The organism is Salmonella sp. A1325, assembly GCF_056991255.1.
In genome coordinates this window covers 411,554-434,906 of record NZ_JAMLWO010000002.1, presented here as the reverse complement: position 1 = coordinate 434,906, position 23,353 = coordinate 411,554, and the positions used below count along the sequence as shown (strand labels likewise).

Annotated in this window: 22 protein-coding genes, 1 tRNA gene and 1 pseudogene; 15 read left to right on the top strand and 9 right to left on the bottom strand. The window is 48.0% G+C overall.

The window, feature by feature from the left end; all coding sequences use genetic code 11:
- Positions 1-60 precede the first annotated feature (60 nt).
- From NAZ64_RS06030 to NAZ64_RS06015, 4 genes are all read left to right on the top strand, one after another.
- On the top strand, positions 61-1,362 hold the full coding sequence (locus NAZ64_RS06030; protein WP_001092825.1) for an NAD(P)/FAD-dependent oxidoreductase: 1,302 nt from the start codon (positions 61-63) through the stop codon (positions 1,360-1,362).
- Between the two features lie 14 nt (positions 1,363-1,376).
- Positions 1,377-1,751, top strand: a complete 375-nt coding sequence (locus tag NAZ64_RS06025; RefSeq protein WP_000542984.1) for a cupin domain-containing protein — start codon at positions 1,377-1,379, stop codon at positions 1,749-1,751.
- A 208-nt stretch (positions 1,752-1,959) separates the two neighbouring features.
- Complete coding sequence (locus tag NAZ64_RS06020; RefSeq protein ID WP_000475960.1) at positions 1,960-3,459, top strand: APC family permease; 1,500 nt, start codon at positions 1,960-1,962, stop codon at positions 3,457-3,459.
- Positions 3,437-3,994 carry a DUF3156 family protein gene (locus NAZ64_RS06015; RefSeq protein WP_000100096.1) on the top strand — a complete coding sequence of 186 codons (558 nt, stop codon included), beginning with the start codon at positions 3,437-3,439 and terminating at the stop codon, positions 3,992-3,994. The genes NAZ64_RS06020 and NAZ64_RS06015 overlap by 23 nt, the downstream gene beginning before the upstream one ends.
- A 104-nt stretch (positions 3,995-4,098) precedes the next feature.
- Here the strand turns inward: NAZ64_RS06015 and NAZ64_RS06010 are convergent, their stop codons facing one another.
- Positions 4,099-4,782 carry a helix-turn-helix transcriptional regulator gene (locus NAZ64_RS06010; protein ID WP_001275364.1) on the bottom strand — a complete coding sequence of 228 codons (684 nt, stop codon included), beginning with the start codon at positions 4,780-4,782 and terminating at the stop codon, positions 4,099-4,101.
- A 511-nt stretch (positions 4,783-5,293) separates the two neighbouring features.
- Between NAZ64_RS06010 and NAZ64_RS06005 the strand changes: the two genes are divergently transcribed.
- Together NAZ64_RS06005 and NAZ64_RS06000 are read left to right on the top strand one after the other, a co-directional pair.
- Positions 5,294-6,478 carry an anaerobic sulfatase maturase gene (locus NAZ64_RS06005; RefSeq protein WP_000933443.1) on the top strand — a complete coding sequence of 395 codons (1,185 nt, stop codon included), beginning with the start codon at positions 5,294-5,296 and terminating at the stop codon, positions 6,476-6,478.
- A 68-nt stretch (positions 6,479-6,546) separates the two neighbouring features.
- Entirely contained in the window at positions 6,547-8,286 is a 1,740-nt protein-coding gene (locus tag NAZ64_RS06000; RefSeq protein WP_000745174.1) for an arylsulfatase, read from the top strand.
- 47 nt (positions 8,287-8,333) lie between these two features.
- Here the strand turns inward: NAZ64_RS06000 and ripR are convergent, their stop codons facing one another.
- Positions 8,334-9,212, bottom strand: coding sequence for an itaconate degradation transcriptional regulator RipR (ripR, locus tag NAZ64_RS05995; RefSeq protein ID WP_000423176.1), 879 nt, complete (start codon positions 9,210-9,212; stop codon positions 8,334-8,336).
- A 91-nt stretch (positions 9,213-9,303) separates the two neighbouring features.
- Between ripR and ripC the strand changes: the two genes are divergently transcribed.
- The 5 genes from ripC (at position 9,304) to NAZ64_RS05970 (ending at position 14,247) form a co-directional block, all read left to right on the top strand.
- On the top strand, positions 9,304-10,146 hold the full coding sequence (gene ripC, locus NAZ64_RS05990; protein WP_001112897.1) for an itaconate degradation C-C-lyase RipC: 843 nt from the start codon (positions 9,304-9,306) through the stop codon (positions 10,144-10,146).
- Between the two features lie 23 nt (positions 10,147-10,169).
- Complete coding sequence (gene ripB / locus NAZ64_RS05985) at positions 10,170-10,697, top strand: (R)-specific enoyl-CoA hydratase RipB/Ich (RefSeq protein WP_001094308.1); 528 nt, start codon at positions 10,170-10,172, stop codon at positions 10,695-10,697.
- A gap of 24 nt (positions 10,698-10,721) precedes the next feature.
- Positions 10,722-12,047 carry an itaconate CoA-transferase RipA/Ict gene (gene ripA / locus NAZ64_RS05980; protein ID WP_001528093.1) on the top strand — a complete coding sequence of 442 codons (1,326 nt, stop codon included), beginning with the start codon at positions 10,722-10,724 and terminating at the stop codon, positions 12,045-12,047.
- Between the two features lie 64 nt (positions 12,048-12,111).
- Positions 12,112-12,492 (top strand): VOC family protein, encoded by a 381-nt coding sequence (locus NAZ64_RS05975; protein WP_000582672.1) that lies wholly within the window; start codon positions 12,112-12,114, stop codon positions 12,490-12,492.
- Positions 12,493-13,104: 612 nt separating this feature from the next.
- The gene (locus NAZ64_RS05970; protein WP_001534160.1) at positions 13,105-14,247 is read left to right on the top strand and encodes a Fic family protein; all 1,143 of its coding nucleotides are present in this window, start codon (positions 13,105-13,107) and stop codon (positions 14,245-14,247) included.
- A gap of 274 nt (positions 14,248-14,521) precedes the next feature.
- Here the strand turns inward: NAZ64_RS05970 and NAZ64_RS05965 are convergent, their stop codons facing one another.
- Positions 14,522-14,866 (bottom strand): N-6 DNA methylase, encoded by a 345-nt coding sequence (locus tag NAZ64_RS05965; RefSeq protein ID WP_024134177.1) that lies wholly within the window; start codon positions 14,864-14,866, stop codon positions 14,522-14,524.
- A 91-nt stretch (positions 14,867-14,957) separates the two neighbouring features.
- Here NAZ64_RS05965 and NAZ64_RS05960 point away from each other — a divergent pair, with 91 nt between their 5' ends.
- Both NAZ64_RS05960 and NAZ64_RS05955 read left to right on the top strand, forming a co-directional pair.
- A complete protein-coding gene (locus NAZ64_RS05960; protein WP_126523837.1) occupies positions 14,958-15,323 on the top strand; it encodes a hypothetical protein in 366 nt (121 codons plus the stop codon).
- Positions 15,313-15,621 carry a conjugal transfer nickase/helicase domain-containing protein gene (locus NAZ64_RS05955; protein WP_253777077.1) on the top strand — a complete coding sequence of 103 codons (309 nt, stop codon included), beginning with the start codon at positions 15,313-15,315 and terminating at the stop codon, positions 15,619-15,621. Before NAZ64_RS05960 ends, NAZ64_RS05955 begins: the two co-directional genes overlap by 11 nt.
- 274 nt (positions 15,622-15,895) lie before the next feature.
- On the opposite strand, the gene NAZ64_RS05950 is transcribed toward NAZ64_RS05955, so the two are convergent.
- From NAZ64_RS05950 to NAZ64_RS05940, 3 genes are read right to left on the bottom strand one after another with little or no spacing between them, the layout of a single operon-like run.
- Positions 15,896-17,239 (bottom strand): ferredoxin reductase family protein, encoded by a 1,344-nt coding sequence (locus NAZ64_RS05950; RefSeq protein ID WP_483640887.1) that lies wholly within the window; start codon positions 17,237-17,239, stop codon positions 15,896-15,898.
- Between the two features lie 50 nt (positions 17,240-17,289).
- Positions 17,290-17,553, bottom strand: coding sequence for a YdgH/BhsA/McbA-like domain containing protein (locus tag NAZ64_RS05945; RefSeq protein WP_024797641.1), 264 nt, complete (start codon positions 17,551-17,553; stop codon positions 17,290-17,292).
- 25 nt (positions 17,554-17,578) lie between these two features.
- Positions 17,579-18,202 carry an FMN-dependent NADH-azoreductase gene (locus tag NAZ64_RS05940; RefSeq protein WP_483640886.1) on the bottom strand — a complete coding sequence of 208 codons (624 nt, stop codon included), beginning with the start codon at positions 18,200-18,202 and terminating at the stop codon, positions 17,579-17,581.
- A gap of 100 nt (positions 18,203-18,302) precedes the next feature.
- Here NAZ64_RS05940 and NAZ64_RS05935 point away from each other — a divergent pair, with 100 nt between their 5' ends.
- On the top strand, positions 18,303-19,208 hold the full coding sequence (locus NAZ64_RS05935) for a LysR family transcriptional regulator (protein WP_131046540.1): 906 nt from the start codon (positions 18,303-18,305) through the stop codon (positions 19,206-19,208).
- Between the two features lie 273 nt (positions 19,209-19,481).
- Here the strand turns inward: NAZ64_RS05935 and NAZ64_RS05930 are convergent.
- The 3 genes and pseudogenes from NAZ64_RS05930 to NAZ64_RS05920 form a co-directional block, all read right to left on the bottom strand.
- A pseudogene (locus NAZ64_RS05930) lies at positions 19,482-19,709 on the bottom strand (Arm DNA-binding domain-containing protein); the annotation flags it as partial.
- Between the two features lie 158 nt (positions 19,710-19,867).
- Positions 19,868-19,943, bottom strand: a tRNA-Phe gene (locus NAZ64_RS05925).
- A 105-nt stretch (positions 19,944-20,048) separates the two neighbouring features.
- Complete coding sequence (locus NAZ64_RS05920) at positions 20,049-20,756, bottom strand: DUF554 domain-containing protein (RefSeq protein ID WP_024797643.1); 708 nt, start codon at positions 20,754-20,756, stop codon at positions 20,049-20,051.
- Between the two features lie 425 nt (positions 20,757-21,181).
- On the opposite strand from NAZ64_RS05920, the gene NAZ64_RS05915 reads away from it, so the two are divergent.
- Positions 21,182-23,317: an ornithine decarboxylase gene (locus tag NAZ64_RS05915; RefSeq protein ID WP_117338713.1), complete on the top strand. Its 2,136-nt coding sequence runs from the start codon at positions 21,182-21,184 to the stop codon at positions 23,315-23,317.
- Positions 23,318-23,353 lie beyond the last annotated feature (36 nt).

The window sequence follows — 23,353 nt, the reverse complement described above, 5'->3', positions numbered from 1 at the left end:
TGTAAAACGTTACCGTGCTGTGATAGCGGTCTTAGTCAAGCGTGATGACAAGGTAACGCGATGAATACAAAAATCGATGCGTTGAATTACTACGGCGCGACGAAAAAATACCCGTTGCATTTTCCTGCTCTGCAAGAGGATATTGATGCCGATGTGGTGATCATTGGCGGTGGCTTTTCAGGCATCAATACCGCGCTGGAACTGGCGGAGCAGGGGATCACTAATGTTGTCGTTCTGGAAGCCCGTCATCTTGGGTATGGCGGCACCGGACGAAACGGCGGTCAGGTAATGGCCGGTATAGGTCACGACATCGAAGCCGTTAAAAAATATGTAGGCGCAGCGGGAATGGAGACGCTGTTTAAAATCTCGAACCTCGGCGCAGGCATTATTCGGGAGCGAATTCGTAAATACCATATTGATGCTGATTTTGTCCCCGGATATGGTTATCTGGCCTACAACCAGCGGCAGTTAAAAACGCTGCAACAATGGGAAAAAGAATTCAAAGCCGCTACGCCGGAAGACGATATTGAACTCTATACCGGTAAAGACGTGCAGCAGGTTATCGGTTCCGACGTCTACTGCGGTGTTCTCAAGCATATGGGGGGAGGGCATGTCCACTCGCTGAATTTATTGCTGGGCTCCGCTCAGGCTGCGAATTCGCTGGGGGTGAAGATATTCGAATATTCACCTGTGGTTGAGGTCAGTTACGGTAAAACTGTGCGGGTACGTACTGCGATGGGCAGCGTAAAAGCAGCCAAATTGCTGTGGGCCTGTGATAGTTTTCTCAATAATCTGGAACCAGAAATTTATAAGAAAACGCTGGTTACTTATTCTTATCAGGTCTCTACAGAACCTCTCTCCAGCGAGCTTGTTGAGCGGATCAGTCCCTTGCGCGGGGCTTTTAGTGATATCCGCCCGGTGATAAATTACTACCGTCTCACAAAAGAAAACCGTCTGCTGTTTGGCAGCGCCACAAGGTTTCTTGAATATACCCCGCACGATTTTGCTGCCTGGAACCGCACTCTGTTGACGGAGGTCTTTCCTTATTTAAAAGACGTTAAAATCGATTTTGCCTGGGGCGGACCGATGGCCTGTAGCGCGAATCTGTTTCCGCAGATTGGCACGCTTCGTGAGCACAATAATGTTTTTTATGTCCAGGGTTATTCCGGATTTGGCGTCACGCCTTCCCATATTGTATGCAAAATCCTGGCCGAAGGAATAAATGGCGGTTCCGAGCGGTATCGTCTGATGAGTAGCATTCCCCACGCGACAATTTATGGTCGCGACAGTCTACGTCTATTACTGGTCAGTGCAGGAAAACTGATACATCAAACAGCCGGTTTCTGGAAAGGCCGGAATTAACCAGGAGAACATTAATGCACGCTTTTAAACTCAATCAACCTGTTCCTGAATTACAGCCAGTCGGGAGTGTCAGCCTGTTGGGGGCGTTGCCAACAGAAGGCGATCCCCAGGTCGCCGTTGCGATGATTTACGGTAAACCTGAGGATGTATTTACCTGTGGACTGTTTTCATCGACCCGCGGCGGTTTCACGATGATTTATCCCTTTACCGAGCACGCAACCGTGCTGGAAGGGGAAGTGGAACTCACTGTTGCGGGTCAGGAACCGATACGTTTTTCACCAGGCGATAGTTGGTTTGTTGAACAGGGAACCGAAGTGGCATGGAAAGTTTTAACGCCCCGTTTTGTAAAACATTATCTGGCAAACGTCGAAAGCCACAAACAGGGTTGAATCCTTTAATTGTTCGTCAGTAGCGTTGGCATCACTGGGGAGAATAACGCGCTCCCCACTTGCTATTAGCGCATGCGGGGACGGCGTCACAACGTTATTTACCGTTATCCCTCTTCAGGACGATACCTGTTAGATGCGGTGCCTGCCATAAATAAGCGTTATTCCGGAGCGGTAATTTATTGTTGTAATAATAGTGAAGAGGTTGACCATGTTTAAAAACAGACTTGCCAGCCATCTTGAACGTGGCGTTATTGGTTTCCCCACGACGCTTGCCAGCTCCGTCGGGCTGATTATGGCAAGCCCGGTGATCCTGACCGTGACCAGTGGTTTTGGCTCAGGGGGAGATACCTTTGCCCTTGCGGTATTACTGGCATTTATTATGATGCAAGCGCAGATTACCACCTTTGCCGAAGCGGCAACGCTCATTCCCACGACTGGCTCCGTCTACGACTATATTTCCTGCGGGATGGGGCGTTTTTTCGCTATCACCGGTGCGCTTTGCGCTTATCTGATCGTACACATTTTTGCCGGCACGGCAGAAACGATTCTCGCTGGCGTCATGGCGCTGGTGAACTTTGAGTCTGTTAGCGAACACGTGGCCATGCAGCACAATACCTGGATGGTTGGCGTTGGCATGGTAGTGGTTTTCGGGTTACTGAATGCCATTGGTGTTGAAGTATTTGGCAAGGTGGAAGTATTTCTTACTTTCGGTATGTGGACTACCCTGACCATCTTCGGTTTATGCGGGATCCTGTTATCCCCGGTCACTCATCATTCCGGGTGGTTTGGCGCACCGCTTGATGTCAGTAATCTTTCTGGTCTGTTTGGTTATATTGGCATGGCGATGTTTATGTTCGTCGGTTGTGAACTGGTAACGCCAATGGCGCCGGAAATTAAAAAAGCGCATCGTACGATCCCCAGAGCGATGGCGCTTGGCCTTTTAGCGGTGGCAGGTTGTATGTTCCTCTATGGCGCTGCGATTAACCGGCAGGTAAATAATGTGGTTGTCGATGCGGCAAACCATATCTTTTTACTGGATACGCCGATGGCTATTCCCGCCTTTGCCAATCGTGTCATGGGACATGTCGGGCAATACTGGCTGGGCGTGGGGTTGCTGTTAGCGGGATGTGCGACAATTAATACGCTGATGGCGGCAGTACCGCGTATTATATACGGCATGGCGCTGGACGGCGCTTTGCCGAGGTTTCTGACCTGGTTGCACCCCCGCTTTAAAACACCGGTCATCGCCATCGCATTCGGTGTTGCGATTCCCTGTTTACACGCCTGGTATCTGAACGGTGATATCGACCACATTGTTCCGCTGATCCTCGCTGCGGTCTGCGCCTGGGGAGTAGCTTATCTGCTGGTAACGTTATCGGTCGTTATCTTACGTATTCGGCGCCCCGATTTACCACGCGCTTACCGGGCCCCCTGGTTTCCCTTACCTCAGATTATTTCGAGCGTGGGTATTATTATCGCCATTATTAATATCGCGCCTCCAGGGATGAACAGTCGGGATGTGCTTATACCATTCGGTATTATGCTTGGATTGACTGCCGCCTATGCCTTATTCTGGACATTATGTGTGCAACGGGTTAATCCTTTCCTCCCGCTTCCGGTAGAAGAGGTCGTGGAACGGGCGATGGGCAATTATGAAAAGCGAAACAATGAAGAGATGACGCCAGATGTCCTCCGTCCCCTGGTTTAAGAACGCATTAATGAATATGGTGTTACGTGATTTGAGTGGCTGGCGTTGTGAAAAATTGACCGAACATAGCGCCGTGCTGCATCTGAATGCATTTACCCAGGTTATCTGCCATGTTCAGCAAAAACGGTTATTCATGGCCAGTATTCACAGTTGTGAATTCAGGGTGAAAGGCACAATCAATTATCCTTTGCAGGGCAAAATTCGCGCTCATCAGCCCGGATGGCTGAAACGTTATCCCGTCATTTTTACTGGCAGTAAAAGTACCGCGGGGCTGATTAACTATCTTAATCGTTTCCCCAATTTACAACAGGCTCTGAGTGAACTGGATTATCGTCGGTTTACTCTGGTTTTACATCATAAGGAATGGTATTGCAGCATTGAGCTATGGGCTGCTAGCGAAGTGGTTTGTAAAATGCCGCCGCTGCGCCGTTATCTGCGGCTTGAGCGGCACCAGCGTGTTCTTCTGCTTAGTGTGATAAATATGATCAATCAGGCCATGAATCAATGGCTGCAACAGGATACCGACGCCAGATAATATGACATTTTATTGCGGCATCAGCTCAGAGGGTGGTATTAATTCAGGCATATATGACATATGGGGAAAAGACCCGCAATTGACGCGGGTTAAAAAGAACGCTTTCACATATTCAGTGAATGTTGTACCGAGGACATTCTGGTTCGGGAAACCAGTTCCGTGCGATTTATCACTTCTGTTTTAGCAAAAATATTGCGTAAATGCGTTTTCACTGTTGAGAGAGAAATATTCAACTGACGGGCAATCAATTTGTTACTGGCCCCTTCGCAGACCATTCCCACAATTTCACGCTCTTTTGCGGTCAATATTGACGCCAGATTGTTGTCTTCCTGAAGAGAATCATGAATTGCCAGTCCCAGTAATGGTTGTACTGCCTGGGCTCGCAAACGCTCTTCGCTGGAAAAAGGTATATCGCGCATTAATGAAATGCCCGCGATAATACGATGGCCCCGACGAATAAAGATCTCAATCATGTCGCACACATGATTAGGTAGCATAAATTCATGATAATAATGGCGATGACGGGCACAGATACCGGGCGTCATCGTCGCTACGGTAACAACCTGTTGGCCGAACCGGGAAGGCGATAGCGGGTCTAATGGTTGAAAATGCTCCAGATATTGTTGGTGTGTGCTATTAGAAATATTATGTAAAACATAGGCTTCCGGCTTTAAATAAGCATTAACACGATAAAAAACCGCCGACGACAGAGGAATGAGTTGCGCAATGCTCTGTAAGCAATGGAGAGTGATCCCGTCATTATGGCCAGTAGTTGATAAGGCTGACATGTTATCTCCTTCCATCTGGATGAGCGCGCCGGGACGCAGTAAAATAGTGGTATGTTGAAACATACAATTTACATTCGGTTAACACAATCATTCACATGTTAATAATGTGACGCGTGTTACGGTATTTTTTATAACCATTTGAAATGAAACAGTTTTAATTTAAATCCTGTCTGGTTTTCTAAAAAATAATTAAAAATTATTAATATAATTTTTTTCTGTCGCGGTTGACTCATCTCCTGAAAATGCCGTGGGTTCTCGTCCTTCAGGACGATATTCTTTTGAGACGACTGTTCTATGATTTTCTGTAATAGCGCAGGTTAACAGAGACTTAATTTCTGGTTCAGACAGGATTTGCTACATAACGTTTCAATAGCGTCATGCGCTATGCAGAAAACCGGTGTATCAATAGATACAGCCCGCTTTCGGCATTCTGCCCGCAGCACCAGACGGACGCTATTGCGAAATGTGAGTCATGTCTCCGCATCAGAAATGATAATTACAGGACAGAATAATGTTGAATCTCAACACATTACGGCAACAACAAATCCCCGTAATGACTGAATATCGCGCGCAGATACCCTTCCATATTCTGGCAAAACCCATAGGCCCTGCGTGTAATCTGGCCTGCCGCTATTGTTATTACCCACAGGGCGAAACGCCCGTAGAAAAAATGAATGAATCAACGCTGGAGGTTTTTATTTGTCGCTATATTGCGGCGCAACCTGCCAGTGCGCGTGAAATTAATTTTGTCTGGCAAGGCGGTGAACCGCTTTTAGCCGGAATCGGTTTTTATAAAAAGGTAATAGCGCTTCAACAACGATATGCGCCTGACGGCGTGACGATCAGTAATAGTCTGCAAACGAACGCGACGTTGTTAAACGATGCCTGGTGTCGTCTGTTTCGCGACAATAATTTTACTATTGGCATCAGTCTTGAGGGCAGTGAAGACTTGCAAAATTACCATCGTCCGGGCAAACGCGGCGAGTCCAGTTATCCGGCGGTGTTGCGGGGAATCACATTGTTACAACACTATCGAGTCGATTTTAACGTACTGATTGTCGTGCATGATGACATGGCTCACCATGCGGCAGCCATCTACGATCATGTTGTTAGCCTTGGCGCTCGTTATCTGCAATTTCAGCCACTGATGAACGAAGGCAACGCCCTACAGCAACGTTACCAATTGAGTGCGGATAACTGGGGACGTTTCATGATTGATATCTGGCGTCAATGGCGCAAACGCGGCGATATGGGGCGGGTCTTTGTGATCAACATTGAACAGGCATGGGCACAATATTTTACGCATATCAGCGCCACCTGTGTCCATTCCGCCCGCTGCGGCACGAATCTGGTCATGGAGCCGGACGGCAAACTCTATGCCTGCGATCATCTGATTAATAGCCAGCATTACCTGGGACAGCTTTCTAATAATATGTTAGCGCCAGCCGTAGATACCGCAACCCGGCTTCCCTTTGGTATTAAGAAAAGCCAGCGCCGGGAGTGTCAACGGTGTTCTGTGAAAATAGTCTGCCAGGGAGGCTGCCCCGCACATATCAACAGTGCCGGCTACAACCGACTTTGTAGCGGCTATTACTCTTTTTTCACGGAGATTCTGGCTCCGCTACGCGCCTGGCCCCGGAATCTGAATGGACTGAAAGCCTGGCGTGCTGACGTTATGGGCAGATTTTCGGGCTGATGGTCCATCTTGCCGCATTTGCCCGCCGCTCTTGTACAACATCCGTAGTCTGAAATGGAGAATAAGCCGTGAAAAAACAAGTAACACTTGCCACACTCAGCATTATCTTCTCCGGTACGGCGCACAGTACGCAAAACGAACGTCCTGATATTATCGTGATTATCGCTGATGATATGGGATATTCTGATATCACTCCCTTCGGTGGGGAAATCCCAACGCCTAATTTGCAGGCGATGGCTGAGAACGGCGTGCGGATGAGTCAATATTACACGTCTCCCATGTCTGCTCCCGCCCGTGCGATGCTATTAACCGGGAACACCAGTCAGCAAGCGGGTATAGGCGGTATGTGGTGGTATGAAAATACCATAGGTAAGGAAGGCTATGAATTGCGCCTGACTGATCGGGTGACGACCATGGCTGAACGCTTTAAAGATGCTGGTTACAATACGCTGATGGCGGGTAAATGGCATCTTGGTTTTACGCCAGGCTCGACGCCAAAAGATCGGGGCTTTCGTCATTCTTTCGCCTTGATGGGGGGAGGCGCCAGTCACTTTGATGATGCCGTGCCGCTGGGAACCGTGGAGATATTTCATACCTATTATACCCGTGACAATCAGCGCATTTCACTGCCCTCCAGTTTTTACTCCAGCGAAGCCTATGCCAGCCAGATTAATCGCTGGATCAGCGAGACGCCACGGGAACAACCTATCTTCGCGTGGTTGGCCTTTACTGCGCCACATGATCCTCTGCAGGCACCGGATGAATGGATTAGTCGTTTTAAAAGTCAGTATGAACAGGGCTATGCAGACGTCTATCGTCAGCGTATTGCTCGTTTGAAGAAACTGGGTTTCCTGCGTGATGACATACCTCTGCCAGGACTGGAACTTGATAAAGAATGGCAGGCGATGACCCCGGAACAGCAGAAATATACGGCGAAGGTGATGCAGGTTTACGCTGCTATGATCGCCAATATGGATGCACAGATTGGTACCGTTATTGAGACGTTAAAAAAGACCGGGCGCGATAAAAACACGATTCTGGTCTTCTTAAGTGATAATGGGGTGAATCCGGCGGAGGGCTTTCACTATGAATCTGAACCGGATTTTTGGAAGCAATTCGATAATCGTTACGAAAATATTGGTCGTAAAAATTCATTTATCTCTTATGGTCCCCACTGGGCTGATGTCAGCAATGCGCCTTATGGTCGCTATCACAAAACGACCAGCGGTCAGGGGGGAATTAATACCAGTTTTATGATTTCCGGTCCTGGTATCATCCATAATGGCGCCATAGATAACGCCACAATGGCGGCGTATGATGTCGCGCCCACGCTCTATGAATTTGCAGGTATTGATGTCAGTAAATCATTATCTGAAAGACCGACACTGCCAATGATCGGCGTGAGTTTTAAACGCTATCTGACCGGTGAAAGTCTGCACGCGCCTCGCACACAATATGGTGTTGAGCTCCATAATCAGGCGGCCTGGATAGATGGGGAATGGAAATTGCGTCGTCTTGTCACAGTATTCCCACAGGCGGGTAATGCGCCATGGGAATTATTCAACCTGCAACGTGACCCCCTGGAAACGCATAATCTCGCAGCAGATTATGTGGATAAAGTGAAAATACTGAGCAGTGCATATGAGGCATTTGCAAAACAGACAATGGTGCTTTATGCCAAAGGCAAGCTTATCGATTATGTGGGTATCGACAGTAAAACCGGGCGTTATCTGGCTGTCGATCCACAGACATTGCAGCCAGTTCCTGCTCCGTTAGCGATTCCTTTAGACACAAAATCGGACCAATAATTATTGGTTACGTTTCAAATGATTATTCAACGCTCACATAACCGCATTCAGCCAGTGACTTTCAGGATGAAGTTTCTCAGCGTTGGCGATGTATCGCCGCGCCGGTATGCCAGAGCCAGCTTTGCGACGGGCATCTGGTCTGCAACGGGGCGGTATACTACTCCCTTGACATTAACCTGTCTCATTGAATCTGGAACCATCGACACACCCATCTCTGCCGACACAAGGTTAATGACTGACGAAATTTGCGGCACGAGTTGACCAATTTTCGGTTCAAAGCCCGCTTTACCGCAGGCCTCGATCACTGCGTCATAAAGCGACAGGCCGATTTCACGTGGGAAGAGTAAAAAAAACTCATCTTTGAGAATCGAGAGTGCAATCTGTTTACACGCCGCAGCAGGATGCGTTTCTGCCAGCACAATAACCATCGGCTCTTCAGACAGTAACCTGAGCTGGAACCGTTCATTGCCTGTAAAACCGGGTCTCAGAAAGGCAACATCCAGCGATCCTTCATTCAATTCATCAGCCAGTTGGGTTGTATTTCCTTCCTCAAGCTGCAAACGAACGTCAGGATAAGCCCGCTTGAAAGTACGGATTGCGCCGGGCACCACACTGTTAAATGCCGCAGAGGCAGTAAAACCTACCCTTAACACGCCCGACTCCCCCCTGGCAACACGCTGCGCCGCCAGCGCGGCTCTTGTCGCGGTAGCAGGCATCCCTTTAACAACATCATAAAATGCTTTTCCAGCCTCGGTTAATTCCGCGCCATGAGGCACTCTCCGGAATAGCTGCGCTCCCAGCTCTCTTTCCAGATCCTTAATCTGTTGGCTTAGCGGCGGCTGACCTATGCCTACTTTTGTCGCAGCCCGCGTGAAATGCCGCTCTTCAGCGACGGCGAGAAAATAGCGAATATGGCGCAGTTCCATCCTCATCTCCAAAAGCAATTAAGAATGGCACCATCATATATTGGAAGAATGAAACCAGCGAGCGCATAGTGAGGTTAACAGGAGGTGCAATATGCCCGATATTTCTCATACACCGACACGTAGCTGGCTTTTTACCCCAGCAATTCGACCAGAACGTTTCATAAAAGCAGTTGAAAGTGCGGCGGACATTTCTATTATCGATCTTGAAGATTCCGTCACCCCGAATGACAAGGCGCAGGCCCGGAAAATTGCGATGCAGTTCCTTTCATCCCGACCAAACTCATCGCTGAAAATAGCATTAAGAATTAATGGAATGAATACTCATGCTGGCATTGAAGACCTGCATATGTTACTGGAATGCCGTTTTTTTCCTGATTACATTATTCTTCCGAAAACAGAGTCAGCCGCGCACCTGCAAATCGTGGATAGTCTTATCATGATGGCTGGTTCTGATACTCGCCTTATTGGCATTATTGAGTCAGTTGTCGGACTTAATGCCGTAGAGTCTATTGCGGACGCCACCCCCAGACTCTGCGGGTTGATGTTTGGCGCCGCAGATATGGCGGCTGACATTGGCGCCACACCCGCCTGGGAGCCTCTTGCGCTGGCGCGGGCCAGAATAGTGGCTGCCTGCGCTATGAAAGGGCTTCTTGCAATAGATGCTCCCTTCTTTGATATAGGCGATTTTTCAGGTCTGAAAGAGGAAACGCTGCAGGCGCTCAGTTTTGGTTTTTCTGCAAAATCGGCTATTCACCCCGCTCAGATTAGTGTAATCAACGCCGCATTTACTCCTACAACGGCAGAAATTAATCATGCTCGTGCAGTACTGACAGAGAATGCCAAAGGCGTCGGGATCGTTAGCGGCATGATGATAGATGCAGCCGTTGCCCGTCAGGCCCGGAGATTACTCGCCCGGGCAGGGATCTTTTCCTGATTTTATTAACAGAGGAATTGATTATGAACACGTTATTACCCGCTTATAAAACCATTAGCGAGGGGCGCTACCGAGAAATTTCGGGTCTTTACTGGGAGGATTTTCATCCCGGTGATGTTTTTGAACATCGTCCCGGCCGGACGGTTCTGGACGCCGATAATGTGTGGTTTACCCTGCTCACTCTCAATGTGCAGCCGGTCCATTTCGATGCGGCTTACGCCAGCAAAACGGAATGGAAAAAGTTACTGGTTGATTCAACGTTCACTCTGGCGCTTTTAACCGGTATGAGCGTGCGTACTGTCAGCGCCAGGGTCGTGGCCAATCTTGGCTGGGATAAGGTACAAGCCGTCCATCCGGTTTTCGCAGGGGATACACTTTATGCTGAAAGCACTGTACTCAGCAAACGCCTGTCAAATAGTCGCCCGGGACAAGGCATCGTTACCGTTCGGACATGTGGCATTAATCAGAATGGTGTAGAGGTCATGCGCTTCGAACGAACAATGTTAGTTTATTGCTGTGGATGTTCGCCTGAAGAAGACGCCGCTTATTGAGAAATCGCCCTGAGGTTTAGAGTCATGATGAATGTTAATGCAGCGTATGCCGAAAAATGCGTGACGCCTGACGAGGCGGTTACTTTAATTACCTCCGGCAGTCACCTCTCTATGGGAATGTTTGCAGCAGAGCCTCCAGCTTTGCTGAATGCGCTGGCAAAGCGAGCGAAAAGGGGAGAAATCAACGATCTGCGGGTTTACTGTTATGAAACAGCCAGCATTGCCGGGAACACTATTTTCCGTTATGAGCTAAGTGACTATATTCATCTCTACAGTATGTTTATTACCGGTATTGAACGGGCTTTAATACGTCAGGGGATTGAGAGTTCCGGGCGAAAAATAGTTAACTATGTACCTTCAAATTTTCATCAGGCGACGCGATTACTGGCTGATGATATTGGTATTGATACCTTTATTCACACCGTGTCCCCTATGGATAAGTATGGCTATTTTAATTTTGGAACTGGAAACGATTATTCCACCCGGATTGCGAGGACAGCTAAAAAGCTTATTGTCGAAGTTAACAAATATATGCCGCGCGTTCATGGAGAAGGTGCTGCAATCCATATTTCAGAAATTGACGCCATTGTTGAAAACCATGTCCCTTTAATTGAACTACCAATACGTACTGCCGTAGCCGAAGATATTGCTATCAGTCAGATTATCGCTTCTCTTGTGCCAGATGGCGCTTGTCTCCAGATGGGGGTCGGCGCATTACCGGAGCTCATCTGTAATGCGCTCAAGGAACATAATGATCTGGGGGTCCATACAGAGGCGCTGAATCCGGGGTTGGTAAGTTTGATTCAACAAGGCGTCGTTACCAACCAGCGTAAAAATATCGACCGGGGAATGTCTGTATTTACTTTTGCTATGGGACAAAAGGATATGTATGACTATCTCAACGACAACCCCTCTTTTTTTAGTCGGCCTGTCGATTATGTTAACGATCCGGGGATCATTGCGCAAAATGAGAATGTTGTCTCCATTAACGCTACCTTACAAATCGATCTCACTGGTGCCTGTAACTCTGAATATTTGCTTGGACACCAGTACAGCGCTTCAGGAGGGCAATTGGATTTTGTCAGAGGCGCATATGCATCTAAAGGAGGTCGTTCCATTATTACGACCCGCTCAACGGCCGCGAATGATACGATTTCTCGTATTGTTCCCCGCCTTGAGGGGCCTGTAACAACCCCACGAACGGATACGCACTGGATAGTCACTGAATTTGGCTCCGTAAACCTGAAGGGGCTCTCTTCAACCGAGCGTGCGCTCAGCATCATTGAATTGGCACATCCCAATTTTCGGCAGCAACTTAGAGTAGATGCAAAAAAAATGCATCTGATTTAAAAGTAGGTTAATGCTATTTTTTAATGTAGCATCCCTAAAATATAAACATCATGAGTCTATTCAAATGATAATTGACAGAATTGATCACCTTGTATTAACGGTATCTGATATATCAACCACAATAAGATTCTACGAAGAGGTACTTGGTTTTTCTGCGGTAACATTTAAACAAAACAGAAAAGCGTTAATATTTGGAGCGCAAAAAATTAACCTCCATCAGCAAGAAATGGAGTTCGAACCAAAAGCGAGTAGACCAACGCCGGGATCTGCCGATTTATGTTTTATTACATCGACACCGATAAATGATGTTGTGTCTGAGATCTTACAGGCAGGCATTCCCATTGTTGAAGGCCCGGTTGAGAGAACTGGAGCCACAGGCGAGATAATGTCTATCTACATCAGGGACCCTGATGGAAACTTAATTGAAATTTCGCAGTATGTTTAATGTTAAAACTTACTATTACTGCCTTTATTATGATCACGCATCCGTTTATATTGGTCTAATGGAGATCATATGGCAATAATTTCTGGAAAGAGTCTATGTTCAAACTTATTGACTTGAAGACATCGAGGAATTCATAAGAAAGCGTAAAAAAGGAAAGGTGGCGGACTCGGAATCGTATCCACGATTAATATGCTGTTTGTTATTGGTTTTGTTGGTGTTTCTCTCAAATAGCGCCCCCACGAAGGCCCCCATAAAAAATCACTTTGTTTTTGTGATGGTTATCACGAAAAATCGTTATTTAGCTAATGGGGCTTCGTTATGTGTGGAGTCAGGTCCACACATAACGGTCTGAGGTCCACATATAGCAGATGGAATTCCACACATAATGGTTCGGGGTCCACACATAGCGGCGCTAAAAAATCCATGCTGCATTACGCAGGCAAAACTTCATCCCTCTTCGCATTGAACATCTTTCAAACTTACATTTGATATGTTGGAACAAAGGTTTTTGAGATAATAAAAATTGGTGTGTTTTCTAATTTATAGATTCTATTAGTATTTTTTCTATACTTTTGAGATGCCTTCATGCACCAGTTGAGATAACTAAACATCATGGCTCAATTTAATCACTTTGAACTCTCGCTTCTGAACCCCAGCTTTGACTCCCCTTTGGTCGATGCGCTGACGGAGCTGGAGTTATTCCGGCACCTGCGGCTGGAAACCGATGTTCACCCTATCCTATTTGCGCAGTTGAAGGCCGTTTTCCACATGCTGGAGAGTCTTGGCTCTGCAAGAATTGAGGGAAATCACACCACGCTTGCCGACTATGTTGAAAGCAAGGTTGAAGGAACGCAGAGTTCGACGGATCAGCTCAAAGAAATCAACAATATTGAAGCCGCGATGGAGTACATCGACGAATACCTGAGCGATGGTGATGAGATAACGGAATATTTTATCCGCGAGTTGCATAGTCTGGCGGTAGCCGGGCTGCAACAGGAAGGCGACAGAACGCCCGACGCATATCGACAACATAATGTCAGCATTGCTCAGTCTGACCATTTGCCGCCGGACCACATTCGCGTTGCTGATTATATGGCGGAACTAACCGCCTTTATTAACCGTGCCGATAAGCCAAAGTACGATCTGATGAAGATTGCGCTGGTGCACCACCGCTTTGGCTGGATACATCCCTTTGGCAACGGTAATGGCCGAACGGTCAGACTGCTGACCTATGCGTTGCTTATCAAGTATGGTTTTAATGTTCAGGCTGGTGGGCGGGTTCTCAATCCGACTGCGGTATTCTGTAATGATCGTGAGCGCTATTACGCCATGCTTTCGTTAGCCGATAAAGGCACTGAGCAGGGGCTGGAAGAATGGTGCTTATATGTGCTTTCGGGGATCTCCTCTGAGCTGAAGAAAGTCGATCAACTGACAAGCCACGCTTTTCTGAGCGAAAAGATCCTGTATCCGGCTATCGATTTTTCGTCGGAGCGAGGGTTGATAAATCCGCTGGAATCGAAGGTACTGAAACGCGCCGTCGAGTTGGGGACGATCAAAGCGGGCGATCTACGTACCGTTTTGCCTGATCTGAAACCGACGCAGGTGACTTATCAGCTTGGTAAGTTGATTGAGCGGGGATTGCTTCAACCAGTAGAAGAGGGGGCGCGTACCTATACGGCGAAGTTTTCTAACTCGTATCTGATACGTGGGGTGATTAAGGTGCTGCGGGAAGAAGGGTTTATTCCTGATTTGTGATCCTCAATCTGGTTTATCTTTTGGTATTCATGTCGTTTTTAAATCGACTTTAGCGATAAAAAATAAACCATTAGAGCAAACCGCCCCTGTTAGCGCAGGGGCAGATTTATAAGTGTGATTCAGGGCAGTGGCGGCAGACCAAGCTCTTTAAGAAAGGCGTTATGCGTATCTCGCGCTTTCGCTATTTCCTGCTCTAACTCGACTAGCTGGCTATTGACTGCTGCCAGATCGATTTTCTCCTCCGGCACGGCGGTGCTGATATAGCGGGAAATATTCAGATTTCGTTAGCCTTGATTTCCTCCAGCGGTACGCGGCGGGAATAGCGATCTTCCTCTTTGCGGAACTGGTAAGTATCGACAATCTTGCTGATGTGCTCTTTATTCAGACGGTTCTGCCGCTTACCTTTCTCGAAGTATTCACTGGCGTTAATAAACAGCACGTCATCCGGCTTTTTGCACTTTTTCAATACCAGAATACACACCGGAATACCGGTTGAGAAAAACAGGTTGGCGGGCAGGCCAATGACGGTATCGATATTGCCGTCTTCGAGCCGCTTACGACGAATACGCTCTTCCGCGCCGCCGCGAAACAGAACGCCGTGCGGCAGGACGATCGCCATCGTACCTTCCGGGGCAAGAAAATGATCACCATCACGGTTCTGGAGCACCGCAGGAGAACGCCCAGCACCGTTTACAGGAAGCGTGGTGCCTGTGACGAATAATCCGTCAGAGATGCTTAATGTGGGCAGTGAGCAATCTGTACCGTCATTACCTGCACCAGAAAAAGAATTAACCGATCTGGCTTTTTCGCTGTTTGCCCCACAGGAAACTGCCGCGCCAGCAGCCCATACTTTCCAGCCGGAAATACCCTGTGAAGATAACCGTCCTGTTTTGCCTGCCGCTGTACCGGAAAAAGCGGCTGCGGCATTATCCGGTGATATTGATAGTCCCGATTATCCATCGCCTCCACCGTCCCGTCCGGTAGTATCGCAGGCAGACAGCAAAATAACACTCCGGGCAACATTTTTACGACTGGTTGTGTCAGGTGGTGCAGGCACGAAAAATTGTGACGAATGACGTGATGGCTCGCGTGCATATGGTTCAGGGAAAAGTGTTTCTGGTATCGCCTGGTATTTTTCAGCTATATGTTCAGTCGGTTACGGGTGAGACTGGGACGGAGTGGAAAAAAGTACAGCTGAGCTTTCAGCGGCTGGGTCTGCATATACGGGGCGACGACGGGATTAATATTTTTAACTGTGAGGTCAAAGGGCCACGTAAAATTCGTCAGGTAAAAGGCTATCTTCTGGATAAGCCAGAGGATATATTTAGTAGCAATGTACCGGAAGATAACCCCTATTTAACCATCATGACGTAGTAATGGAAACGGTGTGGAGGGGCGCACCTCTTTTTCATATCTAAGGGACGCCGCAGTGGCGTCCATTAATTATTTACATAATCCCTTTTCTGACCAGAGGAGTATTAACCCACTCATGAACTTCTTTACTTATCTCAACATCCGGAGCGCATTGTGCCAGTAGTCCGGAAAATGAATTACAGTGCTATTTCTGAGATTCAGTTTCTTCGATTTGTTGTAAACCAATGCCGAGGTGGCCTGCGAAAAATATGTATATGAATTTTCTCATCAATAATTAACGCATATTAAAACGATCATAATGGAAGGCTTTCTCTGATATCCCGTACTTTTGTAGTCCGGATAGTAGACTTTTCGCAAAACCTGCTGGCCCGCAAAACCAGACGTGAACGTTTTGGCTATTATCGCTTTCCATCATAATATGTTTGGCTTCCAGTTTCTTCCCGGCATCGATACGGTGTAAAGTCACACCTGCTGCTGTACATAATAAATCGAGATTTACAGGGTACTGCAAATCATCATGCTGACCAACGCAATACCATAAATCAATAGGGCAGAGTTGGTGGTCTGAGTTTTTTAAATATTCCAGCTGAGATATAAAAGGAGTGATACCGATCCCTCCCGCAACCCAGACCTGACGCTCAGATTGAATATTAAAGTCTAAATAACCCCAAGGGCCCTCAACAATCACGTCCTGTCCAATTTTTAATTCTTTCTTTAGTGAATGTGTATGATCCCCTAATGCTTTAATGGCAAAACGCAAGTGTTTTTTATCCTGGTAATAAGAGGCTATAGTGAATGGGTGTGCCTCTGCATCATGTTGAAATGTTAAAAATGAAAACTGCCCAGGTGTATGCAATAGAGGAGTGTCAGTATGTAGAGTTATTTCTATAATATCATTTGGGTAATAGTCGATGTTTGTGATGATCGCAACGCGTTTGTTTTTATAAGCAATCATATTAAATAGTGAAAGGCCAGCAGCATAAACACCTGGAATACTCACAATTACCAGCAGAATGCCCGAAGGTGAATTCCACCAATATGTTTTAAATAGAACGGTAAAAATATGGAAAGCAGTAGCCAGGTAAAAAACAGGAAACAGACGATGTATAAAATGGAAAATGTTATAAGGGATTTTTTTTACAAGAGAAACCAGCACCAACCCTATCATCAGGTATGTAGACCATTCAGCAGCTAACAATCCTGCATAGATCAGTTGAGATTGCCATGAGCTTATCTGAACACTTCCCAGTGATCCTGGATGAGCAAGCCAGCCATTTTGCACCAGCCAGTGAGGTATTTTTTCGTCCAGCCAGTGCGCCAGCGTAAAGACTGTCGCGATAATACCAGCTTGTTTGTGTAAACCCCACGATTTATCCAGACCTTTCAGAATTCGATTCAACCAGGGTGAACGCAAAATCAGACACATAGCTAATGTCATAAAACACCATGCGACGCACCCACTAAAAAATAGAAAGTTTTGCCGAAACAGCCAAAAGATTTTAGATGTTTCAGCGTGGAATATTTCACCTGATAAGACAAAAATAAGACTTGCTGTGAGTAATGTTAAGCTACTCACAAAATACGTTATTTTCATAATGGCCTGTTTTTTAGCAGGCACGGGCAATTACCCGTGTCCTGGATAATAATTACGATTGATTGTAATTGTGATTATTTATAAAGAATAGCGGTGGCGTGTGATTGATTATCGATATGAAATGAAGTGATTCGATAATAATGAGCACCTGACGCTTCAGTTTTATTCTGAAGGAGTTGTATGATGCTTTCAGGATTTGTATTTATGGATGATACACTAACATGAGCAATTTCTTTCATGTCTGTTTCTGGATGACTAATTTCTGTTGCAGCAATGGATGTCTGCCCAAATAAAGAGAGTAAGAAAAAAGAGGTGACAATTTTTTTACTGATATTCATAAGAATTCCTTTCATATTAATAAACTTATCGATTAAAAGCATGAGCCAGCATACAGGGAATTTGCGCCAGCGAGTTTTTTTCTGCCAGAGATCTGCTTGGTACGGTTTTATCCACTCCTTCGGTGGGCAATATATGGACGTTAGTGATCCCCATCAAATTTAACGTTGACCGCAGATAGCTTTCCTGATGATCCAATTCCCGATGCCTGGTATCTGAATAAATTCCACCACGCGTGGAGACAATAAATGCTGGCCTGTCGACCAGTAACCCCGTTGCACCCGTAGAGGTAAAACGAAATGTCAGACCAGCCTGGCAAACCTGATCTATCCAGGTTTTCAGACCCGAAGAGACAGAGTGGTTAATCATCGGTGCACCTATTACTAATATATCGCAGAGGCTCAACTCCGCGATCGCGTTTCTGATACCCTCCACTTCACTTTGCGTTTGTGCGTCTGTAGACATTAACTTTCCCCCAAGCACCAGAAATGTCTCTTCGCGTAAGTGGGGTGGCGGTGTCCGTCCGAGATCGCGGTATGTCACGCTGGCATTCGGAAAGCGCTGGCAGATAGCTTTTGTCAGCGCCAGGCTCAGCTTTCGTGAGCTGGAGTTGCAGAGCATAGGGCTGCTGTCAATGTGGAGGATCTTCATGGTGTTCGTCTCATTTAAAACGTGTGGCTAGTTTAACCGTTCTTAAAATGATGTTTAAATAGACGAAATTGAACTTCATTGTTGCGATAAAAGAACAATCATGATTGACTGGAATGATTACTGGTATTTTGCCCTGATTGCAGAAGAAGGAAGCTACAGCCGGGCGGCAATACGTGCGAAAGTGTCCAAATCGGTGCTAAGTCGGCGGATGTCGGCATTAGAGGAACAGCTTGGTGTACATCTGATTCAGCGGACAACCCGACGCCTTGCGCTGACCAAAGTCGGCGAGCAATTTGCGCAGGAGTGTCAGAAGCTGGTAAATCAAAGTGAGCGAGCCCGCGCTGTTGTTCAGGCGGTGCAGGAGTATCCACAGGGGACATTACGGATCAGTGCGCCGGTATTCATGGCAGAAACGTGGCTGGGAGCACTCATCAACGAATTTATTGCCCGTTGGCCGCTGGCAAATGTGCAGCTCCTTGCTGTCAATCGCCCGGTGGATATGATTGCAGAAGGTATTGATATTGCGCTATCAGTAAGTTCAGGGGCATTGCCTGATTCTTCGTTGCACTATAAAAAAATCAATACGCTATACGATATTCTGGTTGCCAGCCCCCAGTGGGTCGAGCAATATCCTGATTTAAAGACCATTGGAGATCTTCACAGGGCTCCGGCAATGGTGAGACTGGCCGACGGCCGTATGCAACCGTGGCATTTAATCAATGGGAGTCAGGAAATCACCCTGTCACTTTCCCCCCGTTTGTATTCCAATAATCTGCGGGTTCTGTTACAGGCAGTTGCTGGCGGCAATGGTGTGGCTTTGTTACCGTTTCCGGCCTGCAAGGAAGAATTGCAAAACGGGGGACTGGTACAACTTTTCCCCGAGTGGTCTGGCCAGCCAAGACAGATTTATGCACTATTCCCAGCGAACAAAGGAATGCCCGCAGTTGCACGCTATTTTATGGACGAGTTAACCATGCGGCAGGAGAAACTAAATTCAGGACATTAAAAAGGTTAATTCATAGCGGCAGAAAACTGTCGCCGTGTTGTTGTAACAAATGACCAAACATGACTGTGGCAGATAATCCCGGCTTAGACATTCTGCAATCAGTTCATAAGTCTTAAATATACGCTATGTTGCCGGGCATAAATATAGGGCGCAACGTCCCCCTCGCGGCTCACGTCCAGATAATCTGACCACCACTGCATCATCTCCATACGCGCCTCCATGTACATACGCCGCCCGCACGCCGTTGCGCTCCTTGACGCTCACTGGCATCAGAGAAGGGCAGATACCCGATACCAGCAGCTTACGCGCGGCATTGCGCTTTTCGCGGGCTTTTGCCAGCGTAACCTGCGGATAGGGGCCGAAAGTCAGACGATTTTCTTTACCGCCGAAGCGATAGCGGAAATACCATAGCTTAGAGCCGTCAGGTACAGAATTTGTGAATCGGTGATTTTTGTAGGGTTTTTCGAGGGGCGCGGCGCAGATCTTGCTATCAGTTAACATGAGGGTCTCTCCGTTCATCGAAGTGAATGAACCCTTAATCTGACCCACAATTTTCCGGATACGTAGGGATAAATCAAAACGCACCTGAAAAGATTTCCACGCTAACTCATTGAATTAAAAACACAAGGGGATTTATCAGGAAGCATAAAAAGGAAAGGTGGTGCCCGGACTCGGAATCGAACCAAGGACACGGGGATTTTCAATCCCCTGCTCTACCGACTGAGCTATCCGGGCAACGAGGCGCATTAAACCGTAATCGCCTCGCTTCGTCAACGAAATTTCTTCAAATCAACGTAGACTGCACAATCTATCACCACTTTGTTGCTATTGCACGCAGAATCAGGCAAAAAACATCGTCCATGCGGCGGAAATCGGCATCGCCAGCAACAGCGCCGGGAGCATATTCACTACCGGAAACATTTTGATTCCACATACACGCAAGCCGGTCGCCACCAGCAGCAGTCCGCCTACAGCGCTAAAGTCGCCCATCATTGCCGGCGTGGTCAGCGGAAGAATGAGAGTGGCGCAGGCGGCAAGCGTTAACTGGATAATCAACATCGGCGCGCAAATCGCCGAAACGGCGATGCCAAGCGAACAGGCGAAAATAATGGCAGTGAAAAAATCCAGAAAAGATTTAGCGATCAAAATGTTTGGATCGCCAGTCATCCCTTCATGCATCGCGCCGAAAATACCGGTGCCGCTGGCGCAAAAAAGTACAATGATAGCGACGTAACTTTGAATAAATGAGTCGTGTGTCGGCTTCTTACCCGATGCCATAAATAATTGTTGGATTTTCGCGACTGCGCCATTAATGCCTTTTTCCAGCAAACAAAACTCGCCGATAAGCGCGCCGACCAGCGTCGCCAGCACCATCACCGGAAGATTAGCGCATTTCATCACCAGCAGAATGCCAATTCCCAGAGAGCATAGACCAAAAATAGACGTCATTGAGACGCGAATCCGTTCTGGCAGACGCTGACTTAACAGCGCGCCAATAACGCCGCCGAATAAAATTGCGCCAGCGTTAATAAAAGGTCCAATTACCACAATGACTCCTGTTATTTGTCTTTCAAATTGCCTTATTATCACGCGATTAAGCTGTTAATAGCTTGACTATCTGTGACGTATAGAGCGCTGATTTTACCTTGCGCCGTCTGGTGAAAGGTGCCATGATTGCGCGAAATTTCTCCTGCCAGCATGGGGCTCGCCGGGATGAACATAGCGCCTTTATATTGTCTTCACTGTCGCCTGACTGCGCGAGGTTTGCCCCTTTCTTTCCTTTTTTTTGTCATCCTCGCTATGCGGTGAGGGCAGCGCACGCTCACTGCAGGACAACAGTAAAATCAGAAACAGTCTGTTTTTACTGATGTCTGGCGGTCGGAGCTGGTATCCAGTTTGACCCGGCATCTCGTTGGGCAAGGCATCGGGCCTTGTCCGGGGTTACTCTACTCCCGAAACGGGTATTTGCGCTTATGAAATCAATGAATATTGCCGCCAGCGGTGAACTCATCCCCCGTCTCTCCACCCACCGAAACGTAGTGGCGCTGGACAGTACCGACTTTACCGATGTGGCCGCAGTCGTCATTACCACTGCTGACAGCCGTAGCGGTATTCTGGCGTTGCTTAAACGCACCGGTTTTCACCTGCCGGTGTTTATGCTTGCGGATGAACCCGTCAGCGCGCCTGTCGGCGTTACGGCGGTAATAGGCGGGAACGCGCAGGAATGGCTGGAGCTGGAAAACGCTGCCTGTCGCTACGAAGCGGAACTTCTGCCGCCCTTTTATGGCACCCTGACCCAGTATGTCGACATGGGGAATAGTACCTTTGCTTGCCCGGGGCACCAGCATGGCGAGTTTTTTAGAAAACATCCCGCAGGCCGCCATTTTTATGACTTTTTTGGTGAAAACCTGTTTCGTGCGGATATGTGTAACGCCGATGTGAAACTTGGCGATCTGCTAATACATGAAGGTTCTGCCAAACACGCGCAGAAATTTGCGGCAAAAGTGTTTAATGCGGATAAAACCTACTTTGTGCTGAATGGAACTTCGGCGGCGAATAAAGTGGTCACCAACGCCCTGCTGACGCGCGGCGATCTGGTGCTGTTTGATCGTAATAATCACAAATCCAACCACCACGGCGCCCTGATTCAGGCCGGGGCGACGCCGGTCTATCTTGAAGCGGCGCGCAACCCGTTTGGTTTTATCGGTGGTATTGATGCGCACTGTTTTGATGAAACGTACCTGCGCGACCAGATTCGTGACGTGATGCCGGAAAGCGCCGATGCGTCGCGTCCGTTCCGCCTGGCGATCATTCAGCTGGGTACCTATGACGGCACTATTTACAACGCCCGTCAGGTGGTGGATAAAATCGGGCATCTCTGCGATTACATTCTGTTTGACTCCGCGTGGGTAGGCTATGAGCAGTTTATCAATATGATGGCGGATACCTCGCCGTTGCAGCTGGAGCTTAATGAAAACGACCCTGGGATCTTTGTGACCCAATCGGTACATAAGCAACAGGCGGGGTTCTCACAAACCTCGCAGATCCACAAAAAAGATAACCATATTCGCGGCCAGGCGCGTTTTTGCCCGCACAAACGCCTGAACAACGCCTTCATGTTGCACGCCTCGACCAGCCCGTTCTACCCGCTGTTTGCGGCGCTGGATATCAATGCCAAAATCCACGAAGGGGAGAGCGGTCGCCGCCTGTGGGCGGAGTGCGTTGCGCTGGGCATTGACGCGCGTAAAGCCATTCTCGCCCGTTGCAAACTGCTTCAGCCCTTTATCCCACTGGTGGTTGACGGCAAGCCGTGGCAGGCATATCCGACGGAGACCATTGCCAGCAATCGTCGTTTCTTCAGTTTTGAACCCGGGGCGAAATGGCATGGCTTTGAGGGTTATGCGGATGACCAGTATTTTGTCGACCCCTGTAAACTGTTACTGACCACGCCAGGTATTGATGCCGATAGTGGGCGGTACACCGAATTCGGCATCCCGGCGACCATTCTCGCCCACTATCTGCGTGAGAACGGTATTGTGCCTGAGAAATGCGATCTCAACTCGATTCTGTTCTTGCTGACACCCGCCGAGAGCGAAGAGAAACTGGCGCGGCTGGTCGCGATGCTGGCGCAATTTGAACGGCACATTGAAGACGATACGCCGCTTGCGGATGTATTGCCGACGGTTTTTCAGAAATACCCGGTTCGCTACCGCGATTACACCCTGCGTGAGCTATGTCAGGAGATGCACAACCTGTACGTTAGTTTTGACGTTAAGGATCTGCAAAAAGCGATGTTCCGCAAAGAAAGCCTGCCGCATGTGGCGATGAACCCACAGGATGCCAACAGCGCCTTTATTCGCGGCGATGTAGAGCTGGTGCGTATCAGCGAAGCGGGCGGGCGTATTGCTGCCGAGGGGGCATTGCCATACCCGCCGGGCGTACTGTGCGTGGTGCCGGGAGAGATTTGGGGCGGCGCGGCGCAGCGTTATTTTTTGGCGCTGGAAGAGGGCATCAATCTGTTGCCCGGTTTTTCGCCGGAATTGCAGGGAGTGTATAGCGAGACCGATGCCGATGGAATTCAACGTTTGTACGGATATGTTTTAAAGTAACGTTGCCTGCAGGCCGGATAAGGCATTTACACCTTA

Bases quoted from the DNA above. Each gene is read 5' to 3' on its own strand.
- NAZ64_RS06030 (WP_001092825.1), top strand. From the start codon at position 61: ATGAATACAAAAATCGATGCGTTGAATTACTACGGCGCGACGAAAAAA.
- NAZ64_RS06025 (WP_000542984.1), top strand. From the start codon at position 1,377: ATGCACGCTTTTAAACTCAATCAACCTGTTCCTGAATTACAGCCAGTC.
- NAZ64_RS06020 (WP_000475960.1), top strand. From the start codon at position 1,960: ATGTTTAAAAACAGACTTGCCAGCCATCTTGAACGTGGCGTTATTGGT.
- NAZ64_RS06015 (WP_000100096.1), top strand. From the start codon at position 3,437: ATGTCCTCCGTCCCCTGGTTTAAGAACGCATTAATGAATATGGTGTTA.
- NAZ64_RS06010 (WP_001275364.1), bottom strand. From the start codon at position 4,782: ATGTCAGCCTTATCAACTACTGGCCATAATGACGGGATCACTCTCCAT.
- NAZ64_RS06005 (WP_000933443.1), top strand. From the start codon at position 5,294: ATGTTGAATCTCAACACATTACGGCAACAACAAATCCCCGTAATGACT.
- ripR (WP_000423176.1), bottom strand. From the start codon at position 9,212: ATGGAACTGCGCCATATTCGCTATTTTCTCGCCGTCGCTGAAGAGCGG.
- ripC (WP_001112897.1), top strand. From the start codon at position 9,304: ATGCCCGATATTTCTCATACACCGACACGTAGCTGGCTTTTTACCCCA.
- ripB (WP_001094308.1), top strand. From the start codon at position 10,170: ATGAACACGTTATTACCCGCTTATAAAACCATTAGCGAGGGGCGCTAC.
- ripA (WP_001528093.1), top strand. From the start codon at position 10,722: ATGATGAATGTTAATGCAGCGTATGCCGAAAAATGCGTGACGCCTGAC.
- NAZ64_RS05975 (WP_000582672.1), top strand. From the start codon at position 12,112: ATGATAATTGACAGAATTGATCACCTTGTATTAACGGTATCTGATATA.
- NAZ64_RS05970 (WP_001534160.1), top strand. From the start codon at position 13,105: ATGGCTCAATTTAATCACTTTGAACTCTCGCTTCTGAACCCCAGCTTT.
- NAZ64_RS05965 (WP_024134177.1), bottom strand. From the start codon at position 14,866: ATGGCGATCGTCCTGCCGCACGGCGTTCTGTTTCGCGGCGGCGCGGAA.
- NAZ64_RS05945 (WP_024797641.1), bottom strand. From the start codon at position 17,553: ATGAATATCAGTAAAAAAATTGTCACCTCTTTTTTCTTACTCTCTTTA.
- NAZ64_RS05940 (WP_483640886.1), bottom strand. From the start codon at position 18,202: ATGAAGATCCTCCACATTGACAGCAGCCCTATGCTCTGCAACTCCAGC.
- NAZ64_RS05935 (WP_131046540.1), top strand. From the start codon at position 18,303: ATGATTGACTGGAATGATTACTGGTATTTTGCCCTGATTGCAGAAGAA.
- NAZ64_RS05915 (WP_117338713.1), top strand. From the start codon at position 21,182: ATGAAATCAATGAATATTGCCGCCAGCGGTGAACTCATCCCCCGTCTC.